The organism is Micromonospora mangrovicola, from assembly GCF_047200535.1.
Lineage (GTDB): Bacteria > Actinomycetota > Actinomycetes > Mycobacteriales > Micromonosporaceae > Micromonospora.
This window is the reverse complement of the sequence record NZ_JBJZOG010000040.1, coordinates 42,254-57,811: the sequence shown is the minus strand read 5'-3', so window position 1 is coordinate 57,811 and position 15,558 is coordinate 42,254. Positions and strand designations below refer to the sequence as shown.

The window sequence follows — 15,558 nt, the reverse complement described above, 5'->3', positions numbered from 1 at the left end:
ACACCCATCTGATCACGCCGCCGGGAGGGACTTCAAGAGCAACGTTGACTTTACCAGTATTATCGGTAAGGTTCGTCGCGAGGAGAGCCCAGCTAGGCACTGCGGCGCCTTCTCTCGGAGCGGCGTCCGGCGGCACTGCCGCCCGCTGCTCCGACCTCAGCCACACCAAGATCCAGCACGGACAGGCCCGGGGCGGGTGCCGGTCTCCCCCGCCCGCCTCGGCGCCGCTCCCACCGACCAGGGAGGGTCATGAACTCGATCGACGCCGTCCTCGGCGAGCTTCCCCTACCGCCGCGCGTGACCGCCGAGGATGTCGGCTTCGCGGTGACCGCGATCGTCGTCCACGCCGCCGAGCAGTGGCCGGACGGCCTCCGCTGCCGCAACGACCGCGCCCCGCACCCCTGCCGGTTGCACCGCTGGGGCCGTCAGGTCCTCGACCGGCGCGGCCTCACCGACCGACAGGTCGCCGCCCTGGTCGCCGAACGGACGGCACCCCGCGGATGATCTACCTGGCCGGCGAGCGCCTGCACGCACATCAGCTTCGTACCGCCGCGTTCGACATCCGCCGGCGCGGCTACGACACCGAACAGGTCGATGCGCTGCTCGTCCACGCCGCCGACGAACTCGACCGGCTGCGCCGCGACCTGAGCACCGCCACCACCGAGGCGGAACGCATCCGGCAGGCGCTGCGCCAGTGGCAGTCCCGGCACACCCGGTGTCACGAGGGTCCTCCGCCCGCCCAGAACAGCCGGTGGCAGCGGTGAGCGCGCCCCGATGGATCATCCACCTGCCCACTACACTGACCCGGCTCGACGACGCCGCCGCCCTGGCCGTGGCGCTGCGCGACTCGCTGCGCCACGTCACGGCGATCGACTTCGGCGAGACCACGCTCAGCGAGGAGGACCGCCAGTTCGTGCGTACCCGGGTCTGGTGCGACGCCAGACTGCCCGACCGCGCCCGCTGTCCCCTACCGGCCGACCACGACGGACCCTGCGCCCGCTCACCAGACCGTTGATCCACTCGCGGTGCGGCACACCGCGGCATCCGGGCACTGGGACACCCCCGTTTGCGCCATCCCGAGTGGATGTTGCGCCGCGTCGCCGCCCGGGGGCGACGGGCCGGTCAGGAGGCGAGCAGTTCGCGCATCCGGGCGATCTCGACGGCCTGTTCGGTGGCGACCGAGTTGGCGAACTCCTGCATGGTCTGGTCGGCGCCCACCTTGAGCAGGTCGGTGGCCATCACCACGGCCCCCTGGTGATGGTCGGTCATCATCGTCACGAAGAGCCGGTCGAAGTCCGCACCGCGGGCGGCGGCGAGCCGCCGCATCGCCTCCGGGGTCTGCATGCCGCGCATGCTGCCGTGGTCGTGGCCGGGGACCTCCGCCGGGAGGCCGCGCTCGCTGAGCCAGCCGCGCAGCAGGCCGATCTCCGGCCCCTGGGCGGCCCGGATCCGGTCGGCGACGGCGCGTACCCGGGGGTCGGCGGCCCGTTGCGGGGCGAGCGCCGCCATCTCCAACGCCTGCTGGTGGTGCGGGATCATCATCTGGACGAACCAGACGTCAAGGCTGCTGTAGCGGGGTGGCGCCGGGTCCCGGACCTCCTGCCCCGCGCGGAGTGCCGCCGGTTCCCCCGGCCGGCCGGGCACGATGACCGGCGGGCCGGTCACGGTGGCGGACGCGCCCGCGGCCGGTCGGGCCTGCTCCGGCGCGCGCTCGCCACGCCGGGCGAGGGCCACCCCGAGCACCAGCAGGAGTACGGCGATCAGTGTGACGGCGGCCCACGTCCGCGCCTGCCGGCTGGTCACAGGGCACTCCCTCCGGTCGAGGTGGCAGCGATCGTACCCATAGACGAAAGTTCCCGGATGTGACGCAGATCACATTGATGAAGGTCATCACTCGGTAAGGTGTGAGCAATCATCCTCCCCTTTCGAAGGGTGCCGCCGATGATCAGATCCCGCACGTCCCGAACCCGACCCCTCCGGACCGTCAGCCTGGCCGCCGCCGGCCTGCTGATCGCCGGTGTCGCCACCGCCCCGCCCAGCAGCGCCCAGGAGACGCCACGGCTCAGCGCCGAGCCGGCGGCCACGGTGGACGGCACCGGCCTCGCCGTCGACGAGATCTCCAGCAGCCCGAACATCCGGCAGGTCGCCAGCCTGCCGAAGCAGGCACCGTTCGACACGTCCTCGTCGTACGGCACCGACATGGCCTTCCAGGGCCGGTACGCCTTCGTCGGCAACTACAACGGCTTCGTCATCTACGACATCGCCCGCCCGAGCACGTCGTCCATCGTGTCCCAGGTGCTCTGCCCGGGCTCGCAGAACGACGTCTCGGTCCACGGCAACCTGCTGTTCCTCTCCACCGACTCCTCGCGCAGCGACGACTCCTGCGCCAGCACGCCGCAGTCCGCCTCGGTGAAGGAGTCCTGGGAGGGCATCAAGATCTTCGACATCACCGACAAGCGGAACCCGCGGTACATCAAGTCGGTGGAGACCGACTGCGGCTCGCACACGCACACCCTGGTGCCGGGCAAGGACCCGCGGACCGTCTACCTGTACGTCTCGTCGTACAGCCCGCGGGCCGAGTTCCCGGACTGCCAGCCGCCGCACGACTCGATCTCCATCGTCAAGGTGCCGCTGAACACGCCGACCTCGGCGGCCGTGGTCGCCACGCCCAACCTCTTCCCCGACGGCGGGTACGAGGGCATTCCGGGCGAGAAGTCGGCCACCACCGGCTGCCACGACATCACCGCGTACCCCGCGCAGGACCTGGCCGCCGGCGCCTGCATGGGTGACGGCATCCTGCTGGACATCTCCGACCGGGAGGCGCCGCGGGTACTCGACCGGGTGCGGGACACGGAGAACTTCGCCTTCTGGCACTCGGCGACGTTCAACAACTCCGGCACCAAGGTGGTCTTCACCGACGAGCTGGGCGGGGGCGGCGCGGCGACCTGCAACGAGGCCACCGGTCCGGACCGTGGTGCGGACGCCATCTACGACATCACCGGCCGGGGCGACACCCGGAAGATGCTCTTCGGCAGCTACTACAAGATCCCCCGGGCCAACGCCGACACCGAGAACTGCGTCGCGCACAACGGCTCGCTGATCCCCGTGCTGGGTCGGGACATCATGGTCCAGGCCTGGTACCAGGGCGGCGTTTCGGTCTGGGACTTCACCGACTCCCGGCACCCCGTCGAGATCGGCTTCTGGGAGCGCGGGCCGCTCTCGGACGCCCAGCTCACCCTGGGCGGATCCTGGTCGGCGTACTGGTACAACGGGCACATCTACTCCAGCGACATCCAGAAGGGCCTGGACGTGCTGGAGCTGCGGGACCCGCGGACGTGGACCGCGAACTTCACCCACCTACGCGAGCTGAACGCGCAGACCCAGACGGGCTACCTGGGCCGGTGACCGCCACGCCGGGTCCGGCCGCCGCCACGGGGCCGGACCCGGTTCAGCGCACCGGCAGCCGGTAGCTGCGCTCCCCGCCACCCGTGGGCACCAGCCGCACCTCGCCGGTGCGCAGCCCGTACACCACCGACCAGCGGGTGTGCCCCTGCCGCACCGCGTCGAGCAGGCGCAGCGCGGCCGGCGCGTCCAGCACGCCGCCGGCGGCGTCCAGCGCCTCGGCCAGCACCCCGTACCGGTGGTCCCGGCGCAGGTCCGGATCGGACACCCCGACGGCCGGCACGTTGGTCAACGCCTGCCAGGGTCCGCGCCGCCGGTCGACGCGCAGCTCGCCGTCGACGAACTCCACCACCGCCGAGGCGCCCGTCGCGTCGGCCAGCAGGTAGTGCAGCGGCGGCCCGCCGTCGAAGTCCAGGTTGTACCGGCCGAACACGGCGACCGCCTCGTCCACCGTGGCCGCCCGGTCCAGCACCAGCCGCAGGATGCGCACCGAACCCACGGTCGGGCGGCCCGGCACCGGCCGGGCGGTCGCCGCGTCGTCGGCCGCCAGCCCGACCGCCAGGCCCCGCTCGTTCATCCCGTCGAAAGGCAGCAGTGGCGCGTTGAGCAGCCGGCGGTCCCCGGCCGGGTCGGCACCCACCCCGAGATACGAGATGTCCACCAGGGAGATCGAGGCGTACCCGTCCGTCGGGTCGGTCCGCAGCACCAGGGCCGGGTTCGGCTCCCAGTCGAAGTTGCGGGCGAAGACCGGCCGGTCCCGGTCGCCGAGGGCGGCGAAGAGCGAGCAGCCGAACGGGCTGGCCTCGGTGCTACCGGCCACACCGACGGTCGGGTCGTAGTCCCCCACGTACGTCATCTCGTACAGCGGCAGGTCGTCGACCTGGCGGAGGCTGGCCAGGGTCCGCTCGACCTGGCCGGCGTCCTGCCGGGAGGCGGTCGGCGTGCCGGGTGCCGGCGGCGCCGCGCTCCGGCGGCTCTCGGCGCAGCCGGCCGCGGCCAGCAGCAGGGCGACTCCGGTGGCGAGCAGTATCCTCCGCATGCCGCGACGCTAGAAGAGGCAGCGAAGGATGTCCATCCGATCAGCGCACGGGGCCGGCCGCCCCCGGGGTGCCCCTGCGGGCGCGGCCGGCGTCCACCCTCGACGGTCCGGCCCGTTTCCCGTGGTCGCCGCCCGGGTACCTGCCGTCCATCGGAGGAAGGGACGGACTGATGAGCCGGAAGGAATACCACGTCGTGCCGAACGGCGACGGCTGGAAGGTGGAGCACGGCGGCCGGTCGGTCGGCACCCACGACACCAAGCACGCCGCCGTCGAGGCGGGCCGCCAGGTGGCGCGGGACAACCAGCCCAGCCAGCTGGTGGTGCACACCGCCGACGGGAAGATCGAGACCGAGCACACCTACCAGGACGACCCGTTCCCGCCGGCGGGCTGAGCCGGAGCACACCAACGGCGGCCTGCCGCCCACCCGTCGGGTGGGCGGCAGGCCGCGCGGCGCTCAGCCCCGCACGATCGCGAACATGAAGCAGCCGTACACCACGTTGCGGCTGTGCAGGCGCTCGACCGCCGGGTCGGTGAGCAGCTCGGCGACGACGGTCTCCGGATCGTCGCCGTCGTGCAGCCGGCCACCGACGATGCGCCCCCGGCGGTCGTACGCGCGGAGCACCTGGGGCCGTCCCCGCCAGTCGGCCGGGTAGCCGGACGCGTCGTCCGGGCCGGGGCAGTCGGCGTCGTGCGCGAACACCGGCCCCAGCTCCCGGTACGGCCCGTCCGGCAGCTCCGGGGCGTACCCGAACAGCAGCAGCGGCTCGCCGGCGAGGGCGTCGCGCAGGCAGCAGCGCAGCGGCTCGCCTCCCTCGGCGGTGGCCCGCTCCACCGGACGCCCGCCCGCGTCGAGGCCGGTACGCCGCACCTCGGCCAGCACCTCGTTCGGCAGCGGCTGGATCAGATACCCGGTACGCGTGTTCGTCATGTCCACCAGCCTGGCCGCGGCAGCCGTCGGATGCTGGCGGCGATCGGACGTCGCGTCCCGACCGGCGCCGTGTCCGGTCTGCCGCATCAGCCGACCTGGAGTGGGTATGTGAATGCTTGTGCCGCAGCATCCGAACCGACACCCGGCCGAGTGCGGCGAATTCTCCGATGGTGAACATGGCCTCCCCACGCTCGTCCCTGACCCGGTGTCAGAGTCAAGCGCGACTCCGGCACCGCCGGGTTGACCCTGACACCGTGGGAGAGTCGAGACTCGACGCATGGACATCGACGACTATCGGACGCACTCCCCGTACAGCGATCCCCGTGGCCACGCCGCGCTCCTGGACGCCGTGCCCGCCACCATCGCCACCGTCGCGGCGACCGCCCGGAACGTGATCGTCCACTACCGCGCCGGCGGCGTGGAGCTGCCCGCGAGCCGGCTGGCCGAGGTGAACCACCGCTGGGTGGACCAGATCCTCGACATGGACCAGTCCCGCTTCCCGCTGCCGCTCACCGCCGCGCGTCCCGCCGCCGACCGGGTCGCGGGCTGCTGCCGGGACCACACGCTGCTCACCGTCGCGGCGCTGCGCCAGCACGGCGTACCCGCCCGCAGCCGGGTCGGCTTCGCCGCCTACTTCACCCCCGGCTGGCACCACGACCACGTGCTGGTGGAGTACTGGAACGGCGAACGCTGGGTCTGGGCCGACCCGGAACTCGATCCCGCCGCTGACCGGCGGTTCGACGGCTACGACATCGATCCGATGGCGGGGCTCTTCGACTCCGCGGCGCGGGTGTGGTCCGCGTACCGGGCCGGGAGGATCGACCCCGACGTCTACGGTGTCCAACCCGACCTGCCGATCCGCGGCGCCTGGTTCATCTACGACTACGTCCTGCACGAGCTCGCCCACCGGCAGAAGGACGAGCTGCTGCTCTGGGACGACTTCGGCGGCATGGCCGGCGGCATCGAGGGCGCGGACCACGCCCTCGCCGACGAGATCGCCGCGCTGCTGCTCGCGGCGGACGACGGCGACGAGGCCCCGGAGAAGGAGCTCACCCGACGGTATGCAACCGACCGGCGGCTGCGCCCGGGCTCCGCGGTCCGCAGCGTCGACCCCACCACGGGCGTCGTCACCACGGTCGACCTGCGCCGCTGAGCCGCCCCGCGACGCCTGCCGGCCCCGGGTCGGGCACCTCGGCGCGGTCGACCGGCTCAGCCGGGCAGGGGCGCCTCGTCCCCGCCCCGGGACCGGCGCGGGTTGACCAGCCGGCGGACCATCGGTGCCGCGTTCCACCGCGCCGCGCCGACCAGGTCCCGCGCGTGCTCCAGGACCGTGTAGTCCGGTCGGGTCAGGCCGTCGGCGATGGCCCGGTCCAGGTCGTTGCCGCAGCGGGTGAGCACGTTGTCGAAGTCGCGGCGGACCGGTTCGAGCAGCTGGTAGCCGAAGGAGCGGTGCAGCCGGGCGAAGAGCGGCTTGTAGAGCCGGGCCCGCTCGTGCAGCCCGGAGGAGTACGACATCGGGTTCTTCGGCCGCCGCCGGATGTAGTCGGGAAGCAGGTCGGCGAAGGCCCGCCGGACGATCCACTTCTCCTGGCCGTCGCGGAGCTTGAGGTCGAGCGGAATCCGCATCGCCAGCTCCACCACGCCCAGGTCGAGGAAGGGCACCCGGGCCTCGACGCCGTGGCCCATGCTGGCCCGGTCCACCCGCTGCAGCTCGGTCCGGCACAGGTTACGGATCTTGTGCAGGAACAGCCGGCGGGAGCGCTCCGGACCGACCTGGTGGTACATCGGATAGCCGCCGAACAGCTCGTCCGAGCCGTCCCCGGTGAGCACCACCTTGATCCCCAGCTCGCGCAGTCGCCGGAAGATCGGCACGGTGACCACCGCGTTGATGATGTCGCCGTACTCGGTCAGCTCGGAGACCCGGATCGCCTCGCGGACGTCGGCCAGCCGGATGTCCCGCGGGCGCAGCTCGATCACCTCGTGCGGCACGCCCAGGTCGGCGGCGAGCCGCCGGGCGTACGCGACGTCCGGGCTGTCCGGCACGCCGACGGTGACCGCCACGCAGTCCGGGTGCAGCTGCCGGGCGTGCAGCAGCGCGAGCGAGCTGTCCAGGCCGCCGGAGAGGACGACGCCGACGGTGAGGTCGGTGTCGAGCCGGACCTGGATGCTGTCGGTGAGCGCGGCGCGGACCAGTTGGGCGGCCTCGTCCGGGTCGTCGACGGGCGGCGACCCGGCGCCGAGGTCGAGCAGGTCCGCGTGCGGGCGCAACCGGACCGGACCGTCGGGCTCGGCCCAGCCGTGATGCCCGGGCGGCACCTCGCTGATCGGCGCGCCGTGCGGCACCAGCGCCTTGACCTCGGAGGCCAGGTGCAGGCAGCCCGGGCCACGGGACCAGTAGAGGGGCTTCACGCCGAGCGGGTCACGGGCCAGGTACGCGCGGCCGGTGGCCCGCTCCACCACGACGAAGGCGTACTCGCCGCGCAACCGGTGTACCGCCTCCTCTCCCCAGTGCCGGAACGCGGCCAGGACCACCTCGGTGTCGCTGACGCTGCGGAAGGCGTATCCGAGCCGGGTCAGCTCGCCGCGCAGCTGGTGGTGGTTGAAGATCTCGCCGTTGTAGCAGAGGACGTGCCGCTCGTCGGGCGACACCCAGGGCTGCACGGCCCGTTCCCGGTCCACGATCCGCAGTCGACGGACGCCGGTGAGCAGGCCGTTCTCCTGCCGGGTCTCGGTCACCTCGCCGCGCGGGGCGAGGATGGCGAGCATGCGGCGGAACGTCGCCGGGTCGGCCTCCGGGCCGATGCTCAGCGCGATCCCGCACATCCGCTCACACCCCCATCTCGGCTTCGTACGCGTGCCGGAACCGGCTGCGGACGGCGGGCGCGAGACAGAGGTGCCAGGCCTGGCCCTCGTCCACCACGTTGATCTCGCCGGCCGCCTGCCGGGCCAGCAGCAGGTCGGCCAGGGTGTCCCGGACGCCGAACCGGCGGAACCACGCCATCTCCAGGTCGGCCGCCCAGCCGAGGCAGTGCCCGCTGGGCACCATGGCGGCGTACCCGAGGCGGCGCAGCCGGTACTGGTGCTCGGCGCTGCGGGCGAGGCTGGTCACCCAGAGCGGCGGCGTGCCGGGCGGGGTGGCCAGGGCGAACTCCCGCCCGAGGTCGTTGAGCAGGGCCACCACCTCCCGCCGGGCCCGGCGGAACAGCAGCCCGGCGGTGTTCGGGGTGGCGCCGGGCAGCAGCCGCCGTCGCACCGCGCGCAGGCCACGGCCGACGAGCGTGGCCGGCTGCTCCTGGTAGCGGAAGGCGAGCAGGCCCCGGCGGCGCAGCCACTCCAGGTCGACCAGGTCGGTGCTCATGTTGACCTGGCCGTCGGTGAGGAAGACCGCCGAACTCTCCCACCACATCACGTCGATGCGGGAGAGCAGGTAGATCCGGACCAGCGCGGTGAGGTCCTGCGCCGAGCTGCGGACGTTGGGCTGGTAGCGGGCCATCTCCAGCAGCAGGGTCTCCCGGGCCCCGACGAAGCCCTGGGGGGTGGCCTCGAGGACCGCTGCGATGGCCGGCTCCCGCAGCCGCTGGTCCAGCAGCACCTGCCGGGCGGCGGTCGACGGGGCGTCCGCCAGAGCGCCCACCTCGACCAGCAGCTCCGCCACCGCCGCCCGGTACGCCGCCAGGTCCGGCTGGGCCGGAGCGGGCCGCCGGCCGGCGGTGGGCGGCCGGCGACGGGCGGGGGCGGTGGACGCGACGGTGGGCCCGGGCTGCGGGCCGGGGCTTCGGCTGGGCACTCGCATGATCGGGTCCCCTCTCCGGGCAGGGCACGGCGTGATCGAACCTCAAACACACCGTAAGCTGCGGAAAGACCCCTCTTCGAACAATTCTCCTATCTCCCCCTAAGGAGCTTTTTTCGGCACGGAAAGCTCCTGCACCCATCCGTACGTCGGCGGGGCGGGCAGGTCGGCGTCGAGCCTGCCGCGGACCGCGTCGGCGAGGTGCAGCGCCGTCCCGAGGGCGGCCCGGAACAGCAGGGAACCTGTGCTGACCCGGGCCACGCCGAGCCCACCCAGCTCGGCCAGGTCCGGCCCACCGGGCCGGTACAGCACGTTGAGCGGTAGGCCCACCTCTGCGGCGAGCCGCCCCACCAGGTCGTCCGGCGCGCCGGGCACGAAGAGGCCGTCGGCACCGGCCGCCCGCCAGGCTCGCGCCCGGGGCAGGGCCTCGCCGAGCGGCTCGGGCACGCCCAGCCACCAGGCGTCGGTGCGGGCGTTCACGAAGAGCCCCGGCACCGCGGCCTTCACCGCGGCGATCTTGGCAGCGGCCAGCTCCACCGGGGCGAGGCTGCCGTCCGGGCGGCCGTCCTCCAGGTTCACCCCCACCACGCCGAGCGCGGCCAGCTCGGCGACGTACCCGGCCACCGCCGCCGGGTCGTCACTGAAGCCGCCCTCGACGTCCACGGTGAGCAGCACCGGCAGGTCGCGCAGCCGGTGGGCCAGGTCGAGATTGTCCGCCCGGGTGGCCCCGGCGCCGTCCGGCTTCCCGGCGGCCGCCGCGACCCCGAGGCTGGTGGTGCCGAGCGCCGGATGGCCCCGGGCGGCCAGCGCGGCGGCGGAGGCGTGATCCCAGGCGTTCGGCAGCAGCAGCGGGCTGCCCGGCCGGTGCAGGTCACGGAAGAGGGCGGCACGGTCGTTCAGCACAGGGTCACCTCGAGGCTGGTCGGGACGCGGAGGGTGGGATGGGACTCGTATCCGGCGCTCTGGTCGGCACCGGTGCAGCGGCGGCGCAACACGTCGACCACCCCGGCCGCCAGGGCCAGGGCGTGCCGCTCCCCCGGGCAGCCCCGGGGCCCGGCGCCGAAGGTCAAGGCCCCGCCGGGGCGGCCGGGCCGGAACCGGTCCGGGTCGGCGTGCCCGGCCGGGTCCCGGTTCGCCGCGTCGAAGCGCAGCAGCAGCGGGACGCCCGGGCCGACCTCCCGCCCGCCGAGGCGCAGCGCGGCGGTGGTGACCCGGCGGGTGGCCCGCACCGGCGGGTCGAGCCGCAGCACCTCGGCCAGCAGGTCGCCGGTCGACAAGGTGTCCGGCGCGGTCAGCCCGTGCCGGACGGCCGCGCCGATCAGCCCGGCGGTCGCGTCGCAGGCCTGCACCAGCAGCCCGATCCGGTTCGCGGCGACCTCGGGCGCAGCGGGCGGGGACAACTCCAGCAGCACGGCCACCGCGCGGTCCGCACGGGCCACCGCCGCCGCGTCCGCACCCGGCTGGTAGGCGGCGGCCACCGCCGGCACCGCCGCCGCGGACGCCGCCGGATCGGCCAGCCCGAGCCGTGCCGCCAGCACCGCCAGGGGTACGCGCCGGGCCAGCGCCGCCATCACGTCGACCCGGCCCGAAGCCCGGCGGTCCGCTCCGGCCGGCCGGGGGGCGGCCGGCTCGCCCGTCCCCTCGGCCCGTGGCCGGGGCGCCACCGCGTCGAGCGCCTCCTCGGTCAGCCGGGCGGCCGCCTCCCGCAGGTCGTCCTGGTCGAGGGCGGCCAGTGCGGCTACCCCGACCGCCCGGCGGCCGGGGTGCCGGTCCGGGGCGCTGAACCGGCTGACCGTCCCGCGCAGCCAGGCGAGGGTGCCGGGCGGCCCGCCGGGCGCGACGGGCACCACGCACCGGGGGTCGGTCAGCGCCGCCACCACGTCGGCGTACCGGGTGAGCACCCAGCCGCTCCCGGCGTCGTGCACGGGCTCCCCGCAGGCCGGCGTGGCGGGCGGCACGGGTATGACAGGAAAGCTCATCGCCCGACCGTAGGCGCTGATCCGTTCGCCGCCGGCCGAACCGTCCCCGGCGTGCGGCGCGGTGCCGGGGCGCCCCGTTCCCCGTCCCGCCCAGGGCGTGCGAGGCGACGGCACCGGGCCGGTCGCGGCACCACCTTCACCGGCCCGGAGTCGAGCGGGAGATCAGGCGCGGGCCGGTCCGGTGTCGCGGGCCGGCCGGTCGAGGTCGGCCACGTCCAGGCCGAGGGCGGCGGCCAGGGCGGGGAGCCCGGCCGGGGTGAGACGGATCGCCCGGCCAGCGCCGCGGGCGGTCCAGCCGAGGTCGAGGAAGCGGTGGCAGAGCGCCGCGCCCAGCGCCCCGGCCAGGTGCGGGCGGCGCTCGGTCCAGTCCAGGCAGTCCCGTACCAGCGGTCGGCGGGCCGTGCGCAGCGGCTCGACCGGTACGCCCAGCTCCGCCAGCCAGGTCGCCCCCGCGGGGGTGAGGGCGAGCCCGCCGGCGCGGTCCAGCACCCCCCGGTCGAGCAGGGCGTCGTGCAGCAGCACCCCCAGCCGCCCGGCCAGGTGGTCGTAGCAGGTCCGGGCGTACGCCAGGGCGGCACCGGCCGACGCGGCGCGCAACGTGCGCGGCGGCGTCGGCGGGGCGGGCGCGTGCCCCGCCAGGTCCTCGATCAACTGGGCCACTGCCGGGCCGGCCAGGCGGACGTAGCGGTGGCGGCCCTGCCGCTCCTCGACCAGCAGGCCGCCCCGGACGAGGCGGGTGAGGTGGTCGCTCGTGGTCGACGCGGCCACCCCGGCGGCCCGGGCCAGCTCCCCCGCCGTCCAGGCCCGCCCGTCGAGCAGGGCCAGGCAGAAGCTGGCCCGGGTGCGGTCGGCGAGCAGCGCGGCGAGCTCGGCCATCGCCCGGCCGTCGGTGCTGGTCGTGGTCATCCGCCCATGCTGACACGCGGACGGTTCGGCGCGGACCGACCGGTGCCGGCGGGGCGGCCCCGGCCGGTCGGGCGACGGGGAGCCACCTCGGGGCGGGCGGCGCTGGGGCCTTCAGGCACCCGGGTGCGGGCACGCCGGGACCAACTCGCTGACCGTCCGGGTCTCGCTGTCGTAGCTGCGCGCCGCGACGAACTCCCCGCTGGGGCGGTCGGGCCCGGCCAGCGCGCGGGCCCGGCGGCGGTCGGCGCCGCGGAACCGCAGCGCCAGGCTCAGGTGCGGGATCCACCGGCCCGGCTTGTGCCACTCGCGCTGTCCGCGGGCGTCGGCGAGCACGTCCCAGACCGCGCCGTGCAGGGCGACCAACTGCGGCGCGGGACGGATCAGCCAGACCAGCGGGGCGCTGCCGTCGAGCACCTCCACCCGGTCGAGCCGGGCCGGCAGCGGCAGCGCGGCGTCGCAGAGGTCGGCGAGGCGCTGCTCGACGCCGGGCGGGAACGCCTCGACCGCGGCGAGGGTCAGGTGCGGCCGGTTGGTGGGGTGCGCGTTGCGCGCCAGGCTGGGCAGGCCGGCGGCGGCCAGCCGCACCCAGGCCGCTCGTACCGCCTCCTCCAGCTTCGGGGAACAGAGCAGCTCGACCGTGCGCACGCCGTCAGGCTAGCCGCCGCCGGTGTGCCGCGACGGCCCGTGGGGAATGCGCACCGGATGAGCGTGCTGACCGAGACCGACGAACGCCACCTGCGGCGGGCCATCGCGCTGGCCGCCGCCGCCCGGGACGCCGGGGACGGCCCGTTCGGCTCGTTGCTCGTCGACGCCGACGGGCGGGTGCTGGCCGAGGAGGTCAACACCGAGCGGACCGACGACGACATCACCGCCCATCCGGAGCTGAAGCTGGCCCGCTGGGCGGCCCGCAACCTCACCCCCGACGCGGCCACGACCGCCACCATGTACACCAGCTGCCAGCCGTGCGGCATGTGCGCCACCGCGATCGAGCGCTCCGGCCTCGGCCGGGTGGTGTACGCGCTGAGCACCGAACAGCTGGCGCGGCTGCGCCCGATGCCGCCGTACGCCCCGGTGGCGTACGCCGGGCCGGCGCTGCTGACCGAGGCCCGGGTGCCGGTCGAGGCGGCCTGAGCCGGCCCGGCGGGGTGACCGGCGCCACCGCGCGGGTGTCCCGGCCGACGGTTGCGCCGGTCGCCGCGCCGGGCCGGGGGCGGTGATGAAAGGCTTGTCGCATGAGTTCCGGAGCTACACCGACCGACCCCACCGCCCCCGACGACGCCGTCGAGACGCCCACCTTCGCCGACCTCGGGTTGCGCCCCGAGCTGCTGGGCGCGCTCACCGTGCTCGGCTACGAGGAGCCGACCCCGATCCAGCGCGAGGCGATCCCGCCGCTGCTCACCGGGCGGGACCTGCTGGGCCAGGCGGCGACCGGTACGGGCAAGACGGCCGCGTTCGCGCTGCCGCTGCTGCAGCGGATGCCCGACGGGCGGTCCGGGGGCGAGCCGGTGTCGCTGGTGCTGGTGCCCACCCGGGAGCTGGCGGTGCAGGTGTCCGAGGCGTTCCACCGGTACGGCAAGGACCTCGGTGCCCGGGTCCTGCCGATCTACGGCGGTCAGCCGATCGGCCGCCAGCTGCGCGCCCTCGACCTGGGCGTGGACGTGGTGGTGGCGACGCCGGGCCGGGCGCTGGACCACATCGCCCGGGGCACCCTGCGGCTGGGCTCGCTGGCCACGGTGGTGCTGGACGAGGCGGACGAGATGCTCGACATGGGCTTCGCCGAGGACATCGAGGCGATCCTGGAGCACGCCCCGGCCGAGCGGCAGACGGTGCTCTTCTCGGCCACCATGCCGGCGCGCATCGACGGGCTGGCCCGGCAGCACCTCACCGACCCGGTCCGCATCCAGATCGAACGCGAGCAGCCGGTGGCGGGCGAGGCACCGCGGGTGCGGCAGAGCGCGTACATCGTGGCGCGGGCGCACAAGCCGGCGGCGCTGGGCCGGGTCCTGGACGTGGAGTCGCCGACCGCGGCGATCGTCTTCTGCCGCAGCCGGGAGGAGGTGGACCGGCTCACCGAGACGATGAACGGCCGGGGCTACCGGGCCGAGGCGCTGCACGGCGGGATGAGTCAGGAGCAGCGGGACCGGGTGATGGGCCGGCTGCGGGCGGGCACCGCCGACCTGCTGGTGGCCACCGACGTGGCGGCGCGCGGGCTGGACGTCGAGCAGCTCAGCCACGTGGTCAACTACGACGTCCCGTCGGCGCCGGAGTCGTACGTGCACCGGATCGGTCGGGTGGGCCGCGCCGGCCGGGAAGGCGTGGCGATCACTCTCGCCGAGCCGCGCGAGCACCGGATGCTGAAGACCATCGAGCGGGTCACCGGCCAGCGGATCGCCATCGACAAGATCCCCACGGTCGCCGACCTGCGGACGCGGCGGCTGGAACTGACCCAGGCGGCGCTGCGGGAGTCGCTGCTGGAGGACGACCTGGAGCCGTTCCGGGTGATCGTGGAGTCGCTGTCGGACGAGTTCGACATGATGGAGGTCGCGCTCGCGGCGGTGAAGCTGGCCCACGAGGCGACCCTCCCCGGCACCGCGGACGAGGAGGAGGAGATTCCGCAGGTCGCGGTCCGTCCGCCCCGCGAGCCCCGCCCGGGGTACGAGCGGCGCGGCGGCGGCCGCCCCCGCTCCGGGGGTACGACGCAGGTCTTCATCGGGTTGGGCCGGCGCGCCGGGGTCCGGCCGCAGGACCTGGTCGGGGCGATCACCGGGGAGACCGGGGTCAGCGGCCGGGACATCGGCTCGATCGAGATCGCCGACCGGTTCTCCCTGGTGGAGGTGCCGTACGCGGTCGCCGACGAGGTGATCCAGGGGCTGCGCGGCAGCACCATCAAGGGCCGCAAGGCGACCGTACGCCGGGATCGGGACGGTGACGGCGGCGGCGAGCGGCGGGAGCGGCGCGGCCGGGAGAGCGACGGCGGCGCGCGGCGGGAGCGCCGGGACCGCTGGTGACGTCCGGGCGGGGGATCCCCTGGGGCTCCCCCGCCCGGCACGGCTCAGAAGGCGTACGGGCCGAACCGGCCCCACGCCACCACGAGGGCGGCGACCAGCAGCACGGCGGGGGCCACGATCATCTGGGTCTCCCGGGCCCGCGCGTGCACCGCGACCGCGCCCGCCAGCACGATCGCGGCGCCCACGGCGGCCAGCGGCGTGAGGACGGGGGCGATGCCGGTCACCGCCGGCAAAACCAGCCCGAGCGCGCCGAGCACCTCGACCGCGCCCAGTGCCTTGACCCGGGCCGGTGGCACCGGGTCCACCCAGGTCATCCACGCGCGCAGCTTCTCCTTCGGCTGGCTGATCTTGGTCAGGCCGGCGCCCAGCAGGACCAGGGCGAGAATGATCTGCAGGGCCCAGAGCACGATGTTCACGCGAACCTCTTCGGGGGATGGTGGCCGTCGCCGAAATTGCTTGACCGTTCAAGTAGTCAACGTACGGCCTGATACTTGAACCGTCAAGG

Annotated in this window: 18 protein-coding genes; 8 read left to right on the top strand and 10 right to left on the bottom strand. The window is 74.7% G+C overall.

The genetic code is table 11. The features are described from left to right. Nucleotides 1-249 precede the first annotated feature (249 nt). Genes ACL02O_RS17960 through ACL02O_RS17950 form a run of 3 tightly spaced genes read left to right on the top strand, consistent with a single transcriptional unit; the run spans nucleotide 250 to nucleotide 1,015 of the window. Nucleotides 250-504, top strand: coding sequence for a hypothetical protein (locus tag ACL02O_RS17960; protein WP_412819235.1), 255 nt, complete (start codon nucleotides 250-252; stop codon nucleotides 502-504). Then, nucleotides 501-764 (top strand): DivIVA domain-containing protein, encoded by a 264-nt coding sequence (locus tag ACL02O_RS17955; RefSeq protein WP_412819234.1) that lies wholly within the window; start codon nucleotides 501-503, stop codon nucleotides 762-764. Before ACL02O_RS17960 ends, ACL02O_RS17955 begins: the two co-directional genes overlap by 4 nt. Beyond that, nucleotides 752-1,015, top strand: a complete 264-nt coding sequence (locus ACL02O_RS17950; protein ID WP_412819233.1) for a hypothetical protein — start codon at nucleotides 752-754, stop codon at nucleotides 1,013-1,015. Before ACL02O_RS17955 ends, ACL02O_RS17950 begins: the two co-directional genes overlap by 13 nt. 107 nt (nucleotides 1,016-1,122) lie before the next feature. On the opposite strand, the gene ACL02O_RS17945 is transcribed toward ACL02O_RS17950, so the two are convergent. Next, nucleotides 1,123-1,803, bottom strand: a complete 681-nt coding sequence (locus tag ACL02O_RS17945) for a DUF305 domain-containing protein (protein WP_412819232.1) — start codon at nucleotides 1,801-1,803, stop codon at nucleotides 1,123-1,125. A gap of 138 nt (nucleotides 1,804-1,941) precedes the next feature. Here ACL02O_RS17945 and ACL02O_RS17940 point away from each other — a divergent pair, with 138 nt between their 5' ends. Continuing rightward, nucleotides 1,942-3,405 (top strand): LVIVD repeat-containing protein, encoded by a 1,464-nt coding sequence (locus ACL02O_RS17940; RefSeq protein ID WP_412819231.1) that lies wholly within the window; start codon nucleotides 1,942-1,944, stop codon nucleotides 3,403-3,405. Between the two features lie 43 nt (nucleotides 3,406-3,448). Here the strand turns inward: ACL02O_RS17940 and ACL02O_RS17935 are convergent, their stop codons facing one another. Further along, a complete protein-coding gene (locus ACL02O_RS17935) occupies nucleotides 3,449-4,441 on the bottom strand; it encodes a carcinine hydrolase/isopenicillin-N N-acyltransferase family protein (protein WP_412819230.1) in 993 nt (330 codons plus the stop codon). A gap of 170 nt (nucleotides 4,442-4,611) precedes the next feature. Here ACL02O_RS17935 and ACL02O_RS17930 point away from each other — a divergent pair, with 170 nt between their 5' ends. Further along, on the top strand, nucleotides 4,612-4,833 hold the full coding sequence (locus ACL02O_RS17930) for a DUF2188 domain-containing protein (RefSeq protein WP_412819229.1): 222 nt from the start codon (nucleotides 4,612-4,614) through the stop codon (nucleotides 4,831-4,833). A gap of 63 nt (nucleotides 4,834-4,896) precedes the next feature. On the opposite strand, the gene ACL02O_RS17925 is transcribed toward ACL02O_RS17930, so the two are convergent. Beyond that, on the bottom strand, nucleotides 4,897-5,370 hold the full coding sequence (locus ACL02O_RS17925; protein ID WP_412819228.1) for a DUF1203 domain-containing protein: 474 nt from the start codon (nucleotides 5,368-5,370) through the stop codon (nucleotides 4,897-4,899). 277 nt (nucleotides 5,371-5,647) lie between these two features. Here ACL02O_RS17925 and ACL02O_RS17920 point away from each other — a divergent pair, with 277 nt between their 5' ends. Beyond that, complete coding sequence (locus tag ACL02O_RS17920) at nucleotides 5,648-6,523, top strand: transglutaminase domain-containing protein (protein ID WP_412819227.1); 876 nt, start codon at nucleotides 5,648-5,650, stop codon at nucleotides 6,521-6,523. 56 nt (nucleotides 6,524-6,579) lie between these two features. On the opposite strand, the gene ACL02O_RS17915 is transcribed toward ACL02O_RS17920, so the two are convergent. From ACL02O_RS17915 to ACL02O_RS17890, 6 genes are all read right to left on the bottom strand, one after another. Next, the gene (locus ACL02O_RS17915) at nucleotides 6,580-8,193 is read right to left on the bottom strand and encodes an asparagine synthetase B family protein (protein ID WP_412819226.1); all 1,614 of its coding nucleotides are present in this window, start codon (nucleotides 8,191-8,193) and stop codon (nucleotides 6,580-6,582) included. Nucleotides 8,194-8,197: 4 nt separating this feature from the next. Continuing rightward, a complete protein-coding gene (locus ACL02O_RS17910) occupies nucleotides 8,198-9,163 on the bottom strand; it encodes a hypothetical protein (RefSeq protein ID WP_412819225.1) in 966 nt (321 codons plus the stop codon). 99 nt (nucleotides 9,164-9,262) lie between these two features. Next, entirely contained in the window at nucleotides 9,263-10,060 is a 798-nt protein-coding gene (locus ACL02O_RS17905) for an isocitrate lyase/PEP mutase family protein (RefSeq protein ID WP_412819238.1), read from the bottom strand. After that, entirely contained in the window at nucleotides 10,057-11,139 is a 1,083-nt protein-coding gene (locus ACL02O_RS17900; RefSeq protein ID WP_412819224.1) for a cytochrome P450, read from the bottom strand. Before ACL02O_RS17900 ends, ACL02O_RS17905 begins: the two co-directional genes overlap by 4 nt. A gap of 162 nt (nucleotides 11,140-11,301) precedes the next feature. Further along, nucleotides 11,302-12,045: an ArsR/SmtB family transcription factor gene (locus tag ACL02O_RS17895; RefSeq protein WP_412819223.1), complete on the bottom strand. Its 744-nt coding sequence runs from the start codon at nucleotides 12,043-12,045 to the stop codon at nucleotides 11,302-11,304. 111 nt (nucleotides 12,046-12,156) lie between these two features. Then, nucleotides 12,157-12,690 (bottom strand): 2'-5' RNA ligase family protein, encoded by a 534-nt coding sequence (locus tag ACL02O_RS17890; RefSeq protein WP_412819222.1) that lies wholly within the window; start codon nucleotides 12,688-12,690, stop codon nucleotides 12,157-12,159. A gap of 57 nt (nucleotides 12,691-12,747) precedes the next feature. Here ACL02O_RS17890 and ACL02O_RS17885 point away from each other — a divergent pair, with 57 nt between their 5' ends. Together ACL02O_RS17885 and ACL02O_RS17880 are read left to right on the top strand one after the other, a co-directional pair. Continuing rightward, the gene (locus ACL02O_RS17885; protein WP_412819221.1) at nucleotides 12,748-13,176 is read left to right on the top strand and encodes a nucleoside deaminase; all 429 of its coding nucleotides are present in this window, start codon (nucleotides 12,748-12,750) and stop codon (nucleotides 13,174-13,176) included. A gap of 101 nt (nucleotides 13,177-13,277) precedes the next feature. Next, nucleotides 13,278-15,053 (top strand): DEAD/DEAH box helicase, encoded by a 1,776-nt coding sequence (locus tag ACL02O_RS17880; protein ID WP_412819220.1) that lies wholly within the window; start codon nucleotides 13,278-13,280, stop codon nucleotides 15,051-15,053. A gap of 44 nt (nucleotides 15,054-15,097) precedes the next feature. Here the strand turns inward: ACL02O_RS17880 and ACL02O_RS17875 are convergent, their stop codons facing one another. Next, nucleotides 15,098-15,469, bottom strand: coding sequence for a DoxX family protein (locus tag ACL02O_RS17875; RefSeq protein WP_412819219.1), 372 nt, complete (start codon nucleotides 15,467-15,469; stop codon nucleotides 15,098-15,100). Between the last annotated feature and the right edge of the window lie 89 nt (nucleotides 15,470-15,558).